The organism is Hafnia sp. CBA7124 (assembly GCF_002355555.1).
In the GTDB taxonomy this organism is placed as follows: Bacteria; Pseudomonadota; Gammaproteobacteria; order Enterobacterales; family Enterobacteriaceae; genus Hafnia; species Hafnia alvei.
Genome location: NZ_AP017469.1, coordinates 3,268,353 through 3,287,303 on the forward strand (window position 1 = coordinate 3,268,353; position 18,951 = coordinate 3,287,303).

Consider the following 18,951-nt stretch of genomic DNA (forward strand, 5'->3'; position numbering starts at 1 on the left):
CTATGAATTTATTGGAGTCCGACGTTATTTGGCGCAACGGACGCTTAGCCACCATGAGCGCACAAAGCAACGCGCCTTATGGTCTTCTCGATCGTCATGCACTGGTGGTGCGCGATAAGCATATTATAGCGGTGATCCCAGAGGATGAGCTTCCCGCGCAGCATCCCCAGCAGATCGATCTCCAGAATCGGCTCGTAACTCCTGGTCTTATCGACTGTCATACGCATTTAGTCTTCGGTGGCGATCGTGCCTACGAATGGGAACAGCGCCTGAACGGCGTGTCATACACCGAAATCAGCCAGAAAGGCGGCGGAATCAATTCAACCGTGCGCGCCACGCGCGATGCCTCACCGGATACGTTGCTCAGCATCAGCCAACAGCGTTTACAGGCTTTAATGGACGAGGGCGTAACCACGGTAGAAATGAAATCTGGTTACGGTCTGGATCTTATCAATGAAGAAAAACAGCTACGCGTTGCCCAGCAGCTGGCTCGGCAAAATGCCATCGACGTTAGCCCAACGCTGCTTTCAGCACATACCACGCCGCCGGAATATCATGGCCGCTCAGACCACTATATCGACCTGATTTGTGAGGAAATCCTACCGCAGCTGTGGGAGAAAAAACTGTTTGAATCGGTCGATGTATTTTGCGAAAGCGTAGGTTTCTCACTCGCGCAAAGCGAAAAGCTGTTCACGGCCGCTAAGCAGCTCGGAATCCCTGTGCGTGGGCATATGGAACAGCTTTCTAATCTTGGCGGCAGCGAGCTGGTGGCCCGCTATCACGGGCTGTCGACCGACCATATTGAGCATCTGGATGAGGCCGGTATTCAAGCCTTAGCGCACAGCCAAACCGTGGCGGTTCTGTTGCCCGGTGCCTTCTATTTTTTACGCGAAACCAAACGCCCTCCGGTGGATTTATTACGTGAATATCGCGTTCCTATGGCGGTAGCCAGCGATTTCAATCCCGGAACCAGCCCTTTTGCGTCTTTGCGCCTCGCGATGAATATGGCCTGCGTGCAATTTGGCCTTACGCCGGAAGAAGCATGGCTAGGCGTGACTCGACATGCGGCTCAGGCGTTAAACCGCCAGCACACCCACGGACAGCTTGCCGCCGGTTTTCAGGCTAATTTCGCGGTGTGGGAGGCAGAAAAACCGGTTGAAGTGATTTATGAGCTGGGGCGAAATCCACTGTATCAGCGGGTTTATCAGGGTCAGGCGACACTAAAACAGAGCGAAAATGAGGAAATGCAATGAGCCACTGGCAGCCCACCGCTAATGACGTTTGGCAAGGACGTAACGATCTAGCGGAATCTCCTGAAGCGTTACGCTTATTTCAGACCATTGGGCAACACAATGAGCCTCGCCCTATCGTGTTGCTCGGTTTTGCCTGTGATGAAGGCGTTAAACGCAATCATGGCCGCACCGGTGCTGCCGCAGCGCCCGATGCGCTGCGCAAAATGCTGGCTAATCTTGCTGCGCATGCTGGACATGATCGCGTCACCGACGGCGGCACGTTACGCGTTGGCGATACCCCATTAGAAGAAGCACAGGCGCTCTTTAGCCAGAAAGTCACGCAATACCACCAGCAAGGGGTGAGAACCTTAGTCTTTGGCGGCGGACATGAAACCGCCTTCGCTCACGGTTTAGGTATATATCAGGCGCATCCCGACAAAACCGTCGGCATTATTAATTTTGACGCTCATTTGGATCTGCGCCGCAACGACGTGGCGACATCGGGCACGCCGTTTCGCCAGCTCGCTCATTACTGCGAGCAAAACCAGCGACCGTTTCATTATCTCTGCGTTGGCGCCAGCCTCGCAGCGAACACGCAGGCGTTGGTCACCGAGGCCGAGCGCTTGAACGTTGAGATCGTATGGGATACCGACGCGCTTACGCGATCGCTCGACGATCTGCATCGCCAGATCGGCGTATTTATGGAGAAATGCGAGATCGTTTATCTGACGATCGATCTGGACGTACTTCCTGCGTGGCAAATGCCCGGCGTCTCAGCGCCCGCCGCCGTGGGATTACCGATTGAACGACTTTTGCCGTTAGTAGGTACGATATGTGAAAGTCCGTCATTGTGGGGAGCGGATCTGGTGGAATACAATCCCTCTTTGGATATTCAGCAATTCGGTGCCCGCACCGCGGCACGCATTGCATGGCAAATTCTACATCAATGGAACATCGGCGATTGCCCATAAGGAATGTTATCCATGACTCTTCCCGCTGATTTATCACCGCTATCAACGCCTGCGCCGCTGTATGAGCAGGTCAAAAAAATGATTACCGATAACATCAGTAGCGGAGCTTGGCCGCCAAATTATCGCATTCCCTCAGAGGCCGAGCTAGTCGCGCATCTGGGATTCAGCCGAATGACCATCAATCGGGCGTTGCGAGAGTTAACTCATCAAGGATTACTGGTGCGCATGCAGGGCGTTGGCACTTTTGTTGCTGAACCTAAAGGGCAATCTGCGCTGTTTGAAGTTCACAGCATTCGTGACGAAATTCTGGCACGCAATCACCGCCATCACTGCAAAATTATCTTGCTGGATAAAGTGCAGGCCAATAGCGAACAGGCCGCAGCCTTAAATCTCAGCGTGGGCGCGCCAATATTTCACTCCATCATCGTGCATTACGAAAATGACACGCCGGTGCAAATTGAAAATCGCTATGTGAATCCTGTCGTTGCGCCTGATTACCTAAAGCAGGACTTTCTCAAAATCACACCGCACGACTACCTATCGCGCGTGGCTCCCTTAACCGAGGGGGAACATATTGTTGAAGCTCTGCTGCCTTCGGCAGAAGAAAGCCAATGGCTGCATATTCAGGCGAATGAGCCTTGCCTATTGATCGAACGTCGAACTTGGTCTAAACATCATAATGTTACCTTTGCAAAATTGCTGTTTCCCGGAACTCGACATCGTTTAAAAGGACATTTCACCTCATGAATCAATGGCAGATCATACGATGGGCTGATTATCAGGCTATGCCTTGGAAAAATGGACAAGGCGTTACGCAGGAGATCATGCGAGTGGATTCCCCAAGCGGGCGCGATTTCCGCTGGCGTTTATCCATGGCAGAAGTTTCCTCTGACGGTGATTTCTCCAGCTATACGGGATATCAGCGCATCCTTTCCATTTTGGAAGGTGATGGCTTGCAGCTAAAAATCGATGGACGTATTGAACCACCGATTTTGACCTGTGGCATCCAGCGCTTTTCCGGCGACAGTCGCGTGAGCAGCACGCTGCTCAATGGCAAAGTACGCGATCTGAATTTGATTTATGATCCACGCTATTATGGCGCACGCCTTCAGTGGGTCACCACCAGCCCGAATATGCCGCCACTGCGCTGCCACGCTAGCACCATTATTTTATTCTGCCACGACGGCGAAATTTCACTGACGCCGATTGGCGGCGGTGAATCAATTACGCTAAACCGCTACGACAGCGCCGTTATAGTCACGCCTCGCCCACAAACTCACACCGTTAATTTAGACGGTCACGGCCATCTTGGGGTCTTTGAATTAACCGGATTTGATGAATAAACCCGAGATGTCTTAATCTTCGTTAATCTAAAATGATTTATTCCTGTTAATCATGTCAGTCTTACGCACGATTGGTTAAACTAATATCAATCGTGCGGTATGAGGCCGTTCGCTAACAGGAGGTTGTCGATGTTTACCGTTATTCCCGTCTTAGTGGTTGTTGCGTTGGTCATCGTATGGTCAGGGATTAAAATCGTGCCGCAAGGCTTCCAGTGGACCGTTGAACGCTTTGGCCGCTACACCAAAACATTAATGCCTGGCCTAAATTTAATCATTCCATTCATGGATCGCGTCGGTCGTAAGATCAACATGATGGAACAGGTGTTAGACATCCCTGCCCAAGAAATCATTTCAAAGGATAACGCCAACGTCACCATCGATGCCGTTTGCTTTATTCAGGTTATCGACCCAGCCCGCGCCGCCTATGAGGTGAGCAATTTAGAACGTGCCATTGTCAATTTAACCATGACCAATTTCCGTACCGTTCTGGGCTCGATGGAACTGGATGAAATGCTGTCACAACGTGACCACATCAATGGCCGTTTGCTGCATATCGTTGACGAAGCCACTAATCCTTGGGGCGTAAAAGTCACGCGTATCGAAATCCGCGACGTGCGTCCGCCGGTCGAACTGGTTGCTTCCATGAACGCCCAAATGAAGGCCGAGCGAACCAAACGTGCAGACATTCTCGAAGCGGAGGGTGTGCGTCAGGCAGCTATTTTGCGTGCCGAAGGTGAAAAGCAGTCTCAGATCCTGAAAGCCGAAGGTGAACGTCAGTCTGCATTCTTGCAGGCAGAAGCGCGCGAACGTGCCGCGGAAGCTGAAGCTCAGGCCACCAAAATGGTGTCAGAAGCGATTGCCGCAGGGAACATTCAGGCGATTAACTACTTCGTGGCACAAAAATATACTGACGCGCTGCAAAAAATCGGTTCTGCCACTAACAGCAAAGTGATAATGATGCCGCTGGAAGCCAGCAATCTGATGGGCTCCATCGGCGGTATCGCTGAATTGCTGAAAGAAACAGGACCCGTTAAAGGCAAATCATAATGATTGATTACATTGCCCAAAATCCGCATGGTTTTTGGCTGTCGCTGGGCGGTGTGCTATTAGCTGCGGAGTTATTAGGCGCTGGCGGATACCTGCTGTGGTGCGGCATTTCAGCGCTGCTGGTTGGCCTGCTGACGTGGGTACTTCCGTTTGGCTGGGAATGGCAGGCAACGCTGTTTGCTATCATCACCGTCGCCACCGCGCTACTTTGGTGGCGCTGGCTGAGACGCAGCCAGCCGGTATCAAGAAATAACGATGACCTGCTTAATCAACGTAGCCGCCAGCTTATTGGTGCGCGTGCCACGCTTGAAGCGCCGATCGTCAACGGCAATGGACGCATCCGTATCGGCGACAGCAGTTGGCGAGTCACCTGTTCGCAGGAATTACCGATCGGTGCCGTCGTTGAAGTTATCGACGTAGAAGGTATTACGTTAGTGGTGAAAAGTATTTAAATCGCCCAATCCCCCGCGCAGAGGTTTGCCGGGGGATAAACCACTTAAGCCGTATGCCCGTGGCAGCACCCCGCCAGATTATTAATGATCGGGCAATCCGCACTTTCATCGCCGGGGCACTCATCGGCTAACGCCATCAACCGGTGGCGCATCTGCTGCAATTCTTCAATATGTCGTTCCAACTCAGCGACTTTCTCTAACGTACGTCGCTTAACGTCGGCGCTATGGCGGCTTTTATCATGAAAAAGCCCGACCAGCTCACGGCATTCGTCCAGCGTAAAGCCCACCTGCCGCGCCTGACGCAGCAACGTGAGCTCTTCAATATGTTTTTCACCGTAGAACCGATAGCCGTTATCAGCGCGATTTGGCGCAGTCATCAGCCCTTTTTCTTCGTAAAAACGGATGGTTTTACTGGTGAGTCCGGTTTTCTTGGCAACCTCACTGATATTCATTCTGCCTCCCCTCTTGACCTTACCCTTGCAGGAAGGTTTAAGCTTAGTCCAAGTGAAGAATACCATGTGATTCGCCCAACAACAGCACGTGTTCATTGGGCAATACTCGAGAGGATTTTATTATGTCACAAACTCAACTGTTCGCGCTGCAAGGCTTGTCCTGCATGAACTGTGCGAAAAAAGTCAAAACCGCGCTGGAGGCTCGCTCTGATATTGAACTGGCCCAGCTGAATAATCCACGCTATGCCAAAGTCACCGGTGATGCCGATGCTCAGGCGATTATCTCAACCGTAGAGCAAGCGGGCTACCATGCCACGGTTGCGGGAGTGCCTGACGTAGAGCTGGCGCTAAGCGGCCTAAGCTGCGGCCATTGCACCGCCAGTGTCACCAAAGCGCTGGAGGCCGTTGCTGGCGTTGACGCGGTTGAAGTTTCATTAACCGACGCCAAAGTCTATGGTTCCGCCGATCCAACCACGCTGATTAATGCCGTTATAGCCGCTGGCTATGAGGCTTCATTGGCAAGTGGAGAAAGCTACCCAAAAACTGAGCCGCTGACACAGTCTGCAACAGCAAACTCGACAGCACCACAAGCGCCGGAAACTCTGGCAGCGGCTGAAACAACGTCTCCGGCGACAGCAACTCCAAACGCTTCTGACGATGACGATAGCGTTCAGCTGTTGCTCGACGGCATGAGCTGCGCGAGCTGTGTACTGAAAGTGCAGAATGCTTTGCAGAGCGTCCCCGGTGTTCAACAAGCCCGCGTAAACCTTGCCGAACGTAGCGCATTGGTCACCGGGCATAGCGATCCTGATGCCTTAATACACGCCGTTGAAAAAGCCGGTTACGGTGCTGAAATCATTCAAGATGAAGAGAAACGTCGTGCACGCCAGCAGGAATCAGCGGAAAAATCGGTGAAAAAATTCCGCTGGCAGGCCGCTTTGGGCTTAGGGCTGGGTGTACCGCTGATGGCATGGGGGCTCTTCGGTGGAACGATGGAGCTCACGGCGAGTAACCAGAATAACTGGCTGATCGTTGGTCTGGTGACTCTTGCCGTAATGGTATTTGCCGGTGGGCATTTCTATCGCAGCGCGTGGCGTAGTCTGATGAATCGTAGTGCCACCATGGACACTTTGGTCGCATTAGGCACCGGTGCCGCGTGGCTCTACTCCATTACGGTAACGCTGTGGCCAGATGTGTTCCCGATGGAAGCACGTCATCTTTACTACGAAGCCAGTGCGATGATTATTGGTTTGATCAACCTCGGGCACGCCATGGAGGCCAGAGCACGCCAACGTTCTTCCAAAGCACTTGAGCGTCTGTTGGATTTAACCCCGCCGACCGCTCGCGTGGTCACCGAAGAGGGAGAGACAACGTTACCGCTGTCCGAGGTTAAGCTTGGTATGACGCTACGCTTAACCACCGGCGATCGGGTTCCGGTTGATGGTGAGATTATTTCCGGCGAAGTATGGATGGATGAGGCCATGCTAACCGGCGAACCGATTCCACAGCAGAAATCCTCAGGCGATCCGGTGCATGCGGGTACCGTCGTGCAAGATGGTAGCGTTCTGTTCCGTGCGGGTGCCATCGGCAGTCAAACAACGCTGGCGCGCATCATTAAATTGGTGCGCCAAGCACAGAGCAGCAAGCCTGAAATTGGGCAAATGGCTGACCGCATTTCCGCAGTTTTTGTCCCTACCGTCGTTGGGATTGCGGTGTTTAGCGGCCTGATCTGGTATTTCTTCGGCCCACAGCCGCAAATAGTTTATACATTGGTGGTGGCGACCACGGTACTGATTATTGCCTGCCCATGCGCCTTAGGTTTAGCAACGCCAATGTCGATCATCGCCGGTGTTGGGCGAGCCGCTGAGCTGGGTGTATTGGTACGTGATGCCGACGCATTACAACGCGCCAGTGAACTCGATACGTTGGTATTCGATAAAACCGGTACATTGACTGAAGGCCAGCCAAAAGTGGTTGAAATTCACACCTTTAACGGCGTTAGCGAAGCGCAGGCGCTGCAGTGGTCTGCGGCCTTAGAAGTGGGTTCAAACCATCCATTGGCACGCGCAATCACAGAACGAGCCGATCGTTTGGTTATCCCTGAAGTTACCCAGTTCCGCACGTTACGTGGTCTTGGCGTCAGCGGTGACGTTGATGGACATTCGTTGCTGTTGGGGAACGACGCGCTCATGGAGCAGCAACGGGTTGATACTTCAGAGGCTAAATCCCTGCTTAAACAGCAGGCCGAACGCGGGATAACGCCGGTACTGTTATCCGCAGACGGGAAACCTGCCGCATTGCTTTCTATTCGTGACCCGCTAAGAAGCGACAGCGTGGAAGCACTGCAACGCTTGCATGGTTTGGGCTATCAGCTGGTGATGCTAACCGGTGATAACCCACTCACGGCGAATGCAATTGCTAAAGAAGCGGGCATCGATCAGGTTATCGCGGGCGTACTACCTGAAGGTAAGGCCGATGCGATCAAAGCGTTACAGGCTAAAGGACATAAAGTTGCGATGGTTGGCGATGGTATCAACGACGCCCCTGCTTTAGCTCAGGCTGATGTGGGTATTGCGATGGGCGGTGGCAGTGATATCGCCATTGAAACCGCGGCGATTACGCTGATGCGCCATAGCCTGAATGGTGTGGCTGACGCGGTGGAACTTTCCTGTGCCACGTTGCGCAATATGAAGCAAAACCTGTTAGGCGCGTTCGTCTACAACTCGCTGGGTATTCCGATTGCTGCCGGCGTGTTGTATCCGTTAACCGGCGCCCTGCTTAGCCCAGTGGTTGCCGGAGCAGCTATGGCGCTGTCATCCATTACCGTGGTGAGTAACGCTAACCGCCTGTTGCGGTTTAAACCCAAATCACAGGCTAAATAGACCTTGATCGGTAGCCCTCCTAAAAGGCCGCATATGCGGCCTTTTTTATTGCCCTTCTTGCTCGCTTTTCATCAGTTTAAAAATCCTGATCAACAATCCGCTTGCATCGGCAAAAAATGCGCCGCATAATAATTGTTATGTTATAACATCAATTAAGAGCGAAAAAATGAAAACCAATATCCATCCAAACTATCGCACCGTGGTTTTCCACGACACAACGGCAGACGCCTATTACAAAATCGGTTCAACGATCCAATCCGACCGCTCTATCGAGTTGGATGGGGCAAGTTATCCGTATGTCACGCTAGATGTCTCTTCCGCTTCGCATCCGTATTACACAGGGAAGCAGAAAGAGTTTTCTAAAGAAGGCAGCGCAGCCAAATTCCAGCAACGTTTCGGTCACTTTATGACGAAGAAAAAAACCGCAGAGGCCAACTAATGCAAGTCTTAAGCTCATTACGATCCGCCAAAAAGCGCCACCCAGATTGTAAAATCGTAAAACGCCATGGCCGCATATTCGTTATTTGTAAGTCAAACCCACGCTTCAAAGCCGTGCAAGGAGGAAAGAAAAAACGCTAAATATGACCCTTTTTACTCACCACAGCCCCACATCGTGGGGCTGCTGCTACCTCTTCATCTCGTTATCCTGTTTACTCTGCGTTATGCCCAATCTTACATCCAACATATTGAAAAAAAACAAATCAGCTTTTTAGTACTTCGTTAGCACACCAAGACACATAAACACAGCGTAATAAAAGGTAAAATTTCCTTGGTTAGATGCCTATTTGTGCAATAATCATAAAGAGATAATTATCTTCAAGTCATTACCCTATGCTTAATTAGTTAAACACCTTTAGAACCGCAAGGATGATTTGCTTTAGAGTTTTCTGAAAAGTGTTTAAAAAACACGCGAAGCGTCTTAATTAAATACTTATTAACACAAATTATCGCCAATCTAGATGTGCTTTTGCTATGATGCTGCGGCCTTTAGTAATGCTGATGGTTGTACACTGCTTTTGATGTTTATTGTTGTGCTTCACGACGACATAGACTAATTCGTTGAGACAACGTTGAGCAAGATGGAGGCATGATATGGATGAGTACACGTCTTATCAGCACGATATAACTGAACTGAAATACCTGTGTAATATGCTGTATAATCAGGGAATGGAAGTTCTGAGTGATAGCCATCATGGCTGGGTTAATGACCCAACTGCTGTAGCTAATCTGCAACTCAATGAATTAAACGAACATATCGCAACGTTCGGTTTAACGTTCAAGATTAAGTATCCAAAGAGTTCAGAATTAACTGAAATATTAGATGAGTATCTTGACGAAACTTACAGTCTGTTTAGTAATTACAGCATAAACGAACCAGAACTAAAAAAATGGCTTAAAGTAAAAGGCCGTATTTTGCGTTATTTAGCGGGTGAAAAACCAGCATCCGCGTTGAACTTTTAACCTTAGATCAGGAGTTCCTATGACTAAAATTGATTACCTTATGCGCTTACGAAAGTGTACAACGTTAGAAACTTTAGAGCGCGTAATTGAAAAAAACAAATATGAGCTATCCGACGATGAGCTAGAAACTTTCTACTCAGCCGCCGACCATCGTTTGGCCGAACTCACCATGAACAAACTGTATGATAAGATCCCTGCTGAAGTTTGGAAGTATGTTCGCTAAATAGTTAACCTAAATTATCACCTAAGAAATTACCTTTATTTATTGCTTAACGATTAATAAACACTTTTATCAATTGGATTAATCATCAGTGTTTTTCCATTTGTATTTTTGCATCTTACATTAGGTGCTACTGTTTCAGCAGCCAGAAAGAAAAACAGTAAAGGCCAATAACGCTTATATACGCTGGCCTTTGCTTGCTCTATTCACCCGATAAGTTCGTACTACGACGCAATCTATCTAGGTCAATAGCTTTTTCTTTAATCACATTGAGCTTGGTTTCAGCCGCAACCAGACCCCATACGGTCCCCTGCTCTTGTTGGTAAAACGCATTTATCGCTAGAAAGTAATCATCTTTATATTTAACCCACCCTCTTTGCGCAATTTTTAGTTTTTCCTGAGCAGCCACTGATTGATCTTTGAGTAATAACTTATATTGATTATTTAACTCGGCATCCCACGCTTTCATGGCAGTCTGGTAACAGCTAGAAATAGCTTGTGTCGCAGAAGCCACATTTTTACAGCGTGCCAGGGAATCATCGATATCCTTTCCCAAAGGCGCTTTTGCATGTGCTGATACGCTGCATAAAAATAGCACTATTGTCAGTAACCCTTTTTTCATCATGACAACCTCATCAATACATCCAATAGAAAGAATATATACACCTTCTGTCACATTTGCATATTACAGCTGTGATAAAACGATCATAGATAGGGCAATACAACGAATTTGAGAATAGCTGACTAAAGATGAAAAAAACGAATGATTTTACGTTAAGAAAATATGGGGGGCTTAAATGGGTGGAGGCCCTGCCAGCTACATCCCGGCACACACGTCGCCTGCTGCGGCTGCTTCCTTCCGGATCTGACCGAGTTCACAAGTTAGCGTTGCGGGAGAACCAACAGGGCCTCCATTGATGAGCAACTGAATGATTACTGCATAACGTCATGCATCACTTCAGTGCGGGGGCATTATCAGTGATGACTCGGCGAAAAGCAAGGCTAAGGCTGCCGAACGTCGTTTTATTAAACAATCATTTTATCCATCAGCCCCTTATGGCAAACTGCGTTCATACCATGAGCCACTCATTTTGAATTTCAATGCCTTATGCCAAACGATACCCCATCGGTACCTGAAGATAACTTTCGCCAACGTGTTTTGATGTCAATTCACGCTATCCCCTATGGAAAAGTGGCAACATATGGGCAAATAGCTCGCCTTGCGGGGTCTTCACGCGCGGCACGACAGGTCGGTGGTATTTTACGCAAGCTCCCTAAGGGCTCATCAATTCCCTGGTATCGCGTCGTCAATCGTAGCGGCAACATCTCTCTGATTGGCCCTGACTACACGCGCCAACGTACTGCTCTGCAAGATGAAGGCATCACCTTCAACGCGAGCGGCGTTATCGATTTAGCTCTTTACGGATGGGATCCATCGCAGCCATAAAAAAACCTGCCACAGTGGGCAGGTTTTTCATATCGCCTAAACGAATATTAGAAAGGTGATGTTCCTTCAACCTTCTTTTTTTCACTCAGCACGGTGGCAGCACCATCAGCAGAAACAGGCACCAAGACCAGATCTTTCTGCGTACCCGCGTTGTTATTTACCACTTCATTCAACGTATCGGTGATGAACACTAAGCGACCGTCGACTTTGATTGCCGCGCTCAGGTTAATGCGCTGGTTTGGCTGAATATCCTGAGGATTGAACGGCAGAACAAAGTTATAAGGTGGCTGTTTGCCATCGGTGCGGAACACTTTCTGTGACAGCACGCGAGCAGGCGCATCCGCCAGAGAAACATCGGCTAAGGTGACCGTAACTTCCGCATTTGGTGGCAAAGCGATACGCTGACGAATATTCACGCTACCGCGCACCGCTGGGCCGCTAATCTGCGACGCATCTGCAGTCACTTGATTACCTGGAGCAGGCGTTGGGACATCAGCAGCATTTGAAGAACAGCCAGCAACCGTTGCGGTCATCAGTACACCACCTACAATTTTCCAGAGTTTCATAAGTTCGGTCTCCTTCCTTTTATTTTTGTTGTCGAATGCCTATCTACAAAAGCATATTAAGCAACCGACACGAGCCTCTTAAAATAGTTTCTTAAACTAAGATACTTGATAAGCATGGCACAAAGCGCTGAGTTTTCCAGTTTTATCTACTTTACATTAACATTTTCAGATAATTGAACCCTAGAAACGATGGCGAACCCTTAAATAGTTTTGTGATAAGTTCTGCCATAATTGATAATGCAGTTGGGAGTTTCGCTCCTGTTTTCAACACTGGTTAATTAGGATCTCACTCATGAGTCAGGCATTAAAAAATTTACTCGATCTGTTAGATCTGGAAAAAATTGAAGAAGGGATCTATCGCGGGCAGAGTGAAGATCTTGGCTTACGTCAAGTTTTTGGCGGTCAGGTGGTTGGTCAAGCGCTCTATGCCGCGAAACAAACGGTGCCTTTAGAGCGCAATATTCACTCCTTTCACAGCTATTTCCTCCGCCCCGGCGATAGCAGCCAGCCGATAATCTATGACGTTGAAAATCTGCGTGACGGTAATAGTTTCAGCGCGCGCAGGGTGAAGGCGGTGCAACACGGTAAACCTATTTTCTACATGACGGCATCTTTCCAAACTGCCGAACAGGGTTTCGAACATCAGAACGTGATGCCCGATGTACCAGCGCCTGAATCATTAAAATCTGAATCTGAAATTGCCAGTAGCATGGCACACCTCATCCCAGAATCCGTGCGTGAAAAATTTACCTGTGAAAAACCGTTAGAAATGCGTCCGGTGAGCTTCCATAACCCTTTGATGGGCAAAGTAGAAGAACCTATCCGTAACGTTTGGTTCAAAGCCAATGGCGAAATGCCTGACGACCCACGCATTCATCAGTACTTACTGGGATATGCGTCCGATTTCAATTTCTTGCCAACCGCCTTACAGCCACACGGTAAAGGGTTCTTAGAGTCTGGCATGCAGGTCGCAACGATTGACCATTCGATGTGGTTCCATCGCCCGTTCCGCTTGGATGAGTGGTTGCTTTATGCAGTTGAGAGCACCTCTGCGTCTGGCGCTCGCGGTTTTGTACGAGGACAATTTTACAACCGAGCCGGTGAACTGATTGCCTCTACGGTTCAGGAAGGCGTGATCCGCCAGCGTTCGTAAAATCCAAATATCATCCTTACAACAAAAGGGCGGATTTCTCCGCCCTTTTCACATCTGCAATTGCACGATTGAAGAAGAAAACTACTGGTTGTACGCGTTCTCACCGTGGCTATTGACGTCCAGACCTTCGCGCTCTTGTTCTTCCGGCACACGCAGACCTACACAAACATCGGCAATCTTAAAGGCAATTAACGCAGCCACGCCAGACCAAACGATACAGACCACAACGCTGAGTGCCTGCACGCCGAACTGATGGCCCATGGTCACCCCTTCGGCATAGCCGGTTCCTCCCAAAGACGTTGCGGTTAGGATCCCCGTGGCTAAACATCCCACGATACCGCACACACCATGCACGCCGAATACGTCACAGGTATCATCCACCTTCAGCCAGCGTTTCAGCATCACCACGCCCCACAACCCAGCGACACCTGCAATCAAGCCGAGCAACAGCGCGCCACCCACACCAACGGTGCCCGCGGCAGGCGTCACCGCAACCAGCCCAGCGATACAACCTGAACACGCACCCAGCAGAGACGGTTTTCCGCGCGTCATCCACTCCGCTAATACCCAAGATAGAATCGCACCCGCCGTCGCCACCACCGTATTCACAAAGGCCAGCGCGGCAATTTCATTCGCTGCACTTGCCGAGCCTGCGTTAAAGCCAAACCAGCCGATATACAGAATCGCAGTCCCCATAAAGACCATCGGTAGGTTATGGGGCTTAAAGGCTTCTTTGCCAAATCCTGCACGCTTGCCTAGCAGATACGCACCGACCAAACCGGCAATCGCAGCGTTAATATGCACGACCGTTCCACCTGCAAAGTCCAGCGCGCCGTCTGCCGCTAAATATCCGCCGCCCCATACCATATGAGCCATCGGAATATAGGAGATCGTGAACCATAACACGGCGAAAATCAGCACCGCCGAAAAACGAATACGTTCTGCAAACGAGCCCACAATCAGACCCACGGTAATACAGGCGAATGAGCCCTGAAACGCAACGTGGATCATCTTGTAGAATGATCCGGTTAAATCGGTTAGCCCAATGCCTTTCAGCATCACTTCATCTAGATTACCGAAAATGGCGTTACCAGCACCAAACGCCAAAGAGTAGCCATAGACAACCCACAGCACACAGATGGCGGCAAACGTCACCATTACCTGCGTCATCAGCGACAGCACGTTTTTAGAACGTAATAATCCACCGTAAAATAGGCCAATGCCAGGGATGGTCATAAACAAAACGAGCGCAGTACAAATCATCATAAAGGCGTTATCAGCCTTGTCTGCTACGGCTGGCGTTGCGGCCATAGCGGCACCGGGTAGTAATAAAGCACTCCCCAGAGCTAAAGTGGATAAGCGTGTTTTCATCATTAATCCATCCCTATCGGTGTGAGTTATTAATTACAGAGCCGCTTCGTCGGTTTCACCGGTACGAATGCGAATAACGCGCTGTAGTTCGGCAACAAAGATTTTTCCGTCGCCAATTTTTCCGGTGTAGGCTGATTTGCTGATGACATCAATCACCTCATCGAGCTGATCGTCAGCAATCGCCACATCAATTTTCACTTTCGGCAAGAAATTCACGTTGTACTCTGCCCCACGATATAACTCGGCGTGGCCTTTTTGGCGGCCAAATCCCTTCACCTCGGTAACGGTCAATCCCTGGATCCCAACAGAGGAAAGGGCTTCACGTACGTCTTCCAGTTTGAACGGCTTAATCACCACGGTTACAAGCTTCATACGGCCTCTCCTCACATGACTCCGAATAATTTCGTCTACGCATTGATATGAGCAAAGGCTATGCCAACTTTATATAAGGCTAGTTGATGGAAGAAAATGCTGGTTTTAGGGAGGGAGAGACTCAGTTACAGCAGATAAAACGTGAGGTATTTCTCAAAAACGCACCAATAGCGTGCAACCGGGGAAGTTACGGTGCATTTTTTTTACACAATTCGAAGCGATGATGCACTGCAAATGCACAGCGAGGATTGCCGTGATGAACGCTGCAGAAAACAAAAAGCCGGTGCTATGCATTCATGACATAGCAACCGGCTTTGTAGCGATGGACAATATTTAGATCGTCGGTGATTCTTGATGCAATCCAGCCGCCAGCGCCTCTCCCACTAGTTGCAACTGGTGCATTTGGTAGTAACGCCCCTGTTTGGCCAGTAGTTCGTGGTGCGAACCTTGTTCTACCGCCTGTCCTCGGTGCAGAACAAGAATAGAGTCAGCATCTACAATGGTCGACAAGCGATGAGCAATAACAATTAAGGTTGTTTGTTGGCGAATCACATTGAGCGCTTTCTGAATCGCCTGCTCGGTACCGGAGTCTATATTGGCCGTAGCCTCATCCAGAATGAGGATTTGAGGTGCCTGAACCAGCACTCGCGCCATTGCTAACAGCTGTTTTTGCCCCACGGACAGATTATTCCCCTGTTCACCCAGCTGAGTTTGGATTCCCTGCGGCCAGCTTCTAACCAGCGGTGCAAGCTGGACATCCTCCAGCGCTTTCCACACCTGTGCCTCGCTGATATCACGGCCAAGCGTCACGTTATGCATAACCGACTCTGCCATCACGACGGGATCCTGCTGAACCATAGCCACGCCTTCGCGCAGAACCTGATGGCTCAGCGTAGGGATCGGACGCCCATCAATACAGATCTCACCTTGATTTACCGGATAGTACCCCATCAGCAAGTTAGCCAATGTCGATTTACCGCTGCCGGTATGCCCGACTAAAGCCACAAATCCGCGAGATGCAATGTGCAGATTGATATCCTGCAAAACTGGGCGGCCTTCCCGATAGGCAAAAGTCACGTTGTTAACATCGACGCGCCCGCTCTGCAAAGGCTGAATGTCACCGCCGTAGTTCTGTTGAGCATCATCCATCAGCTCGAAAATGCGCTCTCCGGCAACAACGGCCTGCTGCATCATGGACTGTTGGCTGGTGAGCTCAATCAAAGGCTCATTCAGACGGCCTAAATAGTTAATGAAAGCATAAAGCACGCCCACGCCAATCGAGCCTTCGGCGCTGAAGCCAAACAGCATTAACAGCCCACAGAGGATCATGGCAGAGAAAAGGCTCAGCAGCGGTCGCAGTAAAAAACCTTCCAAACGCAATGTCTGCATACGCGCCTGATAATGAGAGCGGCTCACCTCCCCCATTTTTTCACCAAAGCGCGCCTGCTGACGGAACTGTTGGATAACCCCCATGCCATTGATCACTTCGTTAAAACCATCATTGATATCGGCAAGATAGCTACGAACGCGACGTACTACCGGCGTACTGTAGTGCTGGTAAACGGCCATCACCACAAATACGGCGGGGAAAATACAGATAGAGATCAGCGCCATCCGCCAATCAAGGGTAAACATGGCCACCAGCATCGCACCAATCAGCGCCGCACTTTTCAGCACCGTCGCTACCACCGTGACATAAAGATCTTTGATCACTTCGGTGTCGTTGGTCACTCGCGAGATAAGCTGTCCGACAGGCTGATTGTCGAAAGCTGATAAAGGCTGACGTAGCGCAGCATCCATAACGTCGGTACGTAGCTGTTGCACTACCCCAACCGCCGCACGGTTGAACAGTAATGCCTGCGCATACTGCAAACCCGCTGCGGTAAACTCAAGCAGCAGATATAACAGCGCTAAGCCTGTCACCAACCCAAGTCTGAGATCGCCTTTGGCAACCACGTTATCGATGAAGTAGCTGATGATAATCGGGCCACAAACTTCCGCAGCCGCAGCCACCCATAGCATCACTACGGCAATGGCTAACGGTTTTTTATAAGGGCCACCATAGGCAAGCAGGCGTTTCAGGGTCGGCCAGAGTTGTTTGATATTACGCATTATCTGGCTCCTGAATCTGCGAGTCTGGCTCATCGAGCTGAGCTTCAATTTGCTGGAAACGATGCATATCTCGATACCAACCACGCTGTTGACTCAGCTCACTGTGCAAGCCACGCTGAGCGACAGCGCCTTGCTGCAGAACGAGGATCTCGCTGGCTTCTGTCAGCGCAGAAAGGCGATGCGCGCTGATAATAACCGTTCGATTCTCTCCCCATTCACGCAGATTATGCAGAATTTGGTATTCAGTACGGCCATCAACCGCCGACAGCGCATCGTCGAGGATCAAAATCTCCGCGTCCAGTAGCAATGCCCGAGCGATAGAGATGCGCTGCTTTTGCCCCCCAGACAGCATCACGCCGCGCTCTCCCACTTCGGTTTGATAGCCTTCAGGCAAGCGCAGAATATCCTCATGCACGCTGGCCAGCTTAGCCACGCGTTCAATGTCTTCCTGTGTTGCATCAGGTTTACCTAATGCAATATTCATGGCAACAGAATCCGAGAACAGGAAAGGTGTTTGACTCACAACGGCGAGGCGAGCGCGCCATTCATCAAGACGAAGTTCCCGCAAAGAGATGCCGTGGAAACACACTTCCCCTTGGTCGGGATCAAAATGTCGCTGAATCAATGAGAGCAACGCGCTTTTACCCGCCCCCGTTGGCCCACACAGGCCTAGCATCTGGCCCGGCGCGAGATTGAATTGGATGTTATGCAGTACAGGATTAGCCCCTTCGCTATAGGCGAAACGCTCAACATCAACGCTGAGCACACCTCGCCCCTGAGGCAAAGAGCGTTCGCCGTCTTGAACCGTTGACGGCTCAGACAGCATGCTGCGAATACGACTATAGGCCGCACTACCACGCTCCACGATGTTAAACATCCACGCTAATGCCAGCATCGGCCAAATCATTAAGCCCAGATACATCACAAAGCTGGTCAATTGCCCTAACGTTAGGTGACCATGAATCACCATCACCCCACCGCCGCCGATCGCCAATAAGTTGGCACAGCCAATCGCGATAAAAATGGTTGGGTTAAAGCGCGCATCGACTTTAGCCACGTGCATATTACGGGCACCTGCTTCGGCTGCGACATCGGCAAAGCGCTTCGACTGATGATTTTCTAGACCAAAGGATTTGATCATGCGAATGCTGGTCAAGCTCTCTTGAGCCTGATCGTTGAGCATGGAGAAAGCCGCCTGTGCAGACTTAAACCGCGAGTGTAGCTGCGCGCCTTGATGCTTAATCACCATGGCCATAATCGGCATCGGAATAAGAGACAGCAGCGTCAGCTCCCAGCTAATTTGGGTGCTCATCACAAACAGCACCGCCAAGCCCATCACCAGTGAATCCACCAGCGTTAATACACCTTCACCCGCAGCAAAGACAACGCGATCGACGTCGTTGGTCGCTCTGGCAATTAAATCGCCGGTGCGGTGGCGCTGATAAAATGAAGGCGCTTGGTTACTGAGCTGACGGTAATATTTTTCACGCAGTTCAACGGCCAGCAAATAGGACGCGCCGAATAGCAGCACTCGCCACACATAGCGCAGCAGATACACCACCACCGCAACAAGCAGTAAAATGCCAATCCAAAATGCCAGCGTTTTTGCTGGCATATGCTGTTTTGACACGCCGTCGATCACGATGCCAACAATGCGCGGCGGCACCAGTTGCAAAATAGCGATAACGACTAATAAAAGTACGGCTCCCAGATATCGCCGCCATTCACGACGAAAATACCAGCCTAGTTGGGCAAATAATCTCACGTATTTTTATTCCATAGCCTATAGTGGGCTTTGATTTTAAATGCTGTATATATAAACAGCACTAGGATAACACCGATAGGAAACTTAGGTAACCGCGTGATGGGT

At 50.1% G+C, this 18,951-nt stretch carries 20 protein-coding genes and 1 other RNA gene; 13 read left to right on the plus strand and 8 right to left on the minus strand.

The genetic code is table 11. The features are described 5' to 3' along the window. Positions 1-2 precede the first annotated feature (2 nt). The 6 genes from hutI to CPY98_RS15045 all read left to right on the plus strand — a co-directional run bounded on the left by hutI (position 3) and on the right by CPY98_RS15045 (position 5,045). Positions 3-1,253 carry an imidazolonepropionase gene (hutI, locus tag CPY98_RS15020; RefSeq protein WP_096388278.1) on the plus strand — a complete coding sequence of 417 codons (1,251 nt, stop codon included), beginning with the start codon at positions 3-5 and terminating at the stop codon, positions 1,251-1,253. Further along, complete coding sequence (gene hutG / locus CPY98_RS15025) at positions 1,250-2,203, plus strand: formimidoylglutamase (protein ID WP_096388280.1); 954 nt, start codon at positions 1,250-1,252, stop codon at positions 2,201-2,203. Before hutI ends, hutG begins: the two co-directional genes overlap by 4 nt. A 12-nt stretch (positions 2,204-2,215) precedes the next feature. After that, positions 2,216-2,950, plus strand: a complete 735-nt coding sequence (gene hutC, locus CPY98_RS15030; RefSeq protein WP_096388282.1) for a histidine utilization repressor — start codon at positions 2,216-2,218, stop codon at positions 2,948-2,950. Continuing rightward, on the plus strand, positions 2,947-3,546 hold the full coding sequence (locus tag CPY98_RS15035) for a HutD family protein (RefSeq protein WP_096388284.1): 600 nt from the start codon (positions 2,947-2,949) through the stop codon (positions 3,544-3,546). Before hutC ends, CPY98_RS15035 begins: the two co-directional genes overlap by 4 nt. Before the next feature lie 129 nt (positions 3,547-3,675). Continuing rightward, the gene (locus CPY98_RS15040; protein ID WP_025799893.1) at positions 3,676-4,593 is read left to right on the plus strand and encodes an SPFH domain-containing protein; all 918 of its coding nucleotides are present in this window, start codon (positions 3,676-3,678) and stop codon (positions 4,591-4,593) included. Further along, positions 4,593-5,045: an NfeD family protein gene (locus tag CPY98_RS15045; RefSeq protein ID WP_043494953.1), complete on the plus strand. Its 453-nt coding sequence runs from the start codon at positions 4,593-4,595 to the stop codon at positions 5,043-5,045. Before CPY98_RS15040 ends, CPY98_RS15045 begins: the two co-directional genes overlap by 1 nt. A 44-nt stretch (positions 5,046-5,089) precedes the next feature. Here CPY98_RS15045 and cueR read toward each other — a convergent pair whose 3' ends face one another. Next, positions 5,090-5,497: a Cu(I)-responsive transcriptional regulator gene (gene cueR, locus CPY98_RS15050; RefSeq protein WP_043494954.1), complete on the minus strand. Its 408-nt coding sequence runs from the start codon at positions 5,495-5,497 to the stop codon at positions 5,090-5,092. 122 nt (positions 5,498-5,619) lie between these two features. Here cueR and copA point away from each other — a divergent pair, with 122 nt between their 5' ends. The 5 genes from copA to CPY98_RS15075 all read left to right on the plus strand — a co-directional run bounded on the left by copA (position 5,620) and on the right by CPY98_RS15075 (position 10,063). Beyond that, positions 5,620-8,379, plus strand: coding sequence for a copper-exporting P-type ATPase CopA (gene copA, locus CPY98_RS15055; RefSeq protein ID WP_096388286.1), 2,760 nt, complete (start codon positions 5,620-5,622; stop codon positions 8,377-8,379). 166 nt (positions 8,380-8,545) lie between these two features. After that, positions 8,546-8,818 (plus strand): type B 50S ribosomal protein L31, encoded by a 273-nt coding sequence (locus tag CPY98_RS15060; RefSeq protein ID WP_043494989.1) that lies wholly within the window; start codon positions 8,546-8,548, stop codon positions 8,816-8,818. Continuing rightward, a complete protein-coding gene (ykgO, locus tag CPY98_RS15065) occupies positions 8,818-8,958 on the plus strand; it encodes a type B 50S ribosomal protein L36 (protein WP_004091741.1) in 141 nt (46 codons plus the stop codon). The genes CPY98_RS15060 and ykgO overlap by 1 nt, the downstream gene beginning before the upstream one ends. Positions 8,959-9,471: 513 nt before the next feature. After that, complete coding sequence (gene tomB / locus CPY98_RS15070; RefSeq protein ID WP_025799952.1) at positions 9,472-9,840, plus strand: Hha toxicity modulator TomB; 369 nt, start codon at positions 9,472-9,474, stop codon at positions 9,838-9,840. Between the two features lie 19 nt (positions 9,841-9,859). Continuing rightward, positions 9,860-10,063 carry an HHA domain-containing protein gene (locus CPY98_RS15075; RefSeq protein WP_025799954.1) on the plus strand — a complete coding sequence of 68 codons (204 nt, stop codon included), beginning with the start codon at positions 9,860-9,862 and terminating at the stop codon, positions 10,061-10,063. Between the two features lie 199 nt (positions 10,064-10,262). Here the strand turns inward: CPY98_RS15075 and CPY98_RS15080 are convergent, their stop codons facing one another. Beyond that, on the minus strand, positions 10,263-10,685 hold the full coding sequence (locus CPY98_RS15080) for a lysozyme inhibitor LprI family protein (RefSeq protein ID WP_226929814.1): 423 nt from the start codon (positions 10,683-10,685) through the stop codon (positions 10,263-10,265). Positions 10,686-10,868: 183 nt separating this feature from the next. Beyond that, an RNA gene (gene ffs / locus CPY98_RS15085) (signal recognition particle sRNA small type) lies at positions 10,869-10,965 on the minus strand. 203 nt (positions 10,966-11,168) lie between these two features. Here ffs and CPY98_RS15090 point away from each other — a divergent pair. Then, positions 11,169-11,507, plus strand: coding sequence for an MGMT family protein (locus CPY98_RS15090; RefSeq protein WP_043494994.1), 339 nt, complete (start codon positions 11,169-11,171; stop codon positions 11,505-11,507). A gap of 47 nt (positions 11,508-11,554) precedes the next feature. Here CPY98_RS15090 and CPY98_RS15095 read toward each other — a convergent pair whose 3' ends face one another. Beyond that, positions 11,555-12,073, minus strand: a complete 519-nt coding sequence (locus CPY98_RS15095; protein ID WP_025799960.1) for a YbaY family lipoprotein — start codon at positions 12,071-12,073, stop codon at positions 11,555-11,557. 292 nt (positions 12,074-12,365) lie between these two features. Between CPY98_RS15095 and tesB the strand changes: the two genes are divergently transcribed. Further along, positions 12,366-13,226, plus strand: coding sequence for an acyl-CoA thioesterase II (gene tesB, locus CPY98_RS15100; protein WP_096388288.1), 861 nt, complete (start codon positions 12,366-12,368; stop codon positions 13,224-13,226). 81 nt (positions 13,227-13,307) lie between these two features. Here the strand turns inward: tesB and amtB are convergent, their stop codons facing one another. The 4 genes from amtB to CPY98_RS15120 all read right to left on the minus strand — a co-directional run bounded on the left by amtB (position 13,308) and on the right by CPY98_RS15120 (position 18,846). Further along, complete coding sequence (gene amtB, locus CPY98_RS15105; RefSeq protein WP_096388290.1) at positions 13,308-14,597, minus strand: ammonium transporter AmtB; 1,290 nt, start codon at positions 14,595-14,597, stop codon at positions 13,308-13,310. 33 nt (positions 14,598-14,630) lie between these two features. Then, positions 14,631-14,969, minus strand: a complete 339-nt coding sequence (glnK, locus tag CPY98_RS15110; protein ID WP_004091732.1) for a P-II family nitrogen regulator — start codon at positions 14,967-14,969, stop codon at positions 14,631-14,633. A 333-nt stretch (positions 14,970-15,302) separates the two neighbouring features. Further along, entirely contained in the window at positions 15,303-17,081 is a 1,779-nt protein-coding gene (locus CPY98_RS15115; protein WP_046457239.1) for a SmdB family multidrug efflux ABC transporter permease/ATP-binding protein, read from the minus strand. Continuing rightward, positions 17,074-18,846, minus strand: coding sequence for a SmdA family multidrug ABC transporter permease/ATP-binding protein (locus tag CPY98_RS15120; RefSeq protein WP_096388292.1), 1,773 nt, complete (start codon positions 18,844-18,846; stop codon positions 17,074-17,076). Before CPY98_RS15120 ends, CPY98_RS15115 begins: the two co-directional genes overlap by 8 nt. Between the last annotated feature and the right edge of the window lie 105 nt (positions 18,847-18,951).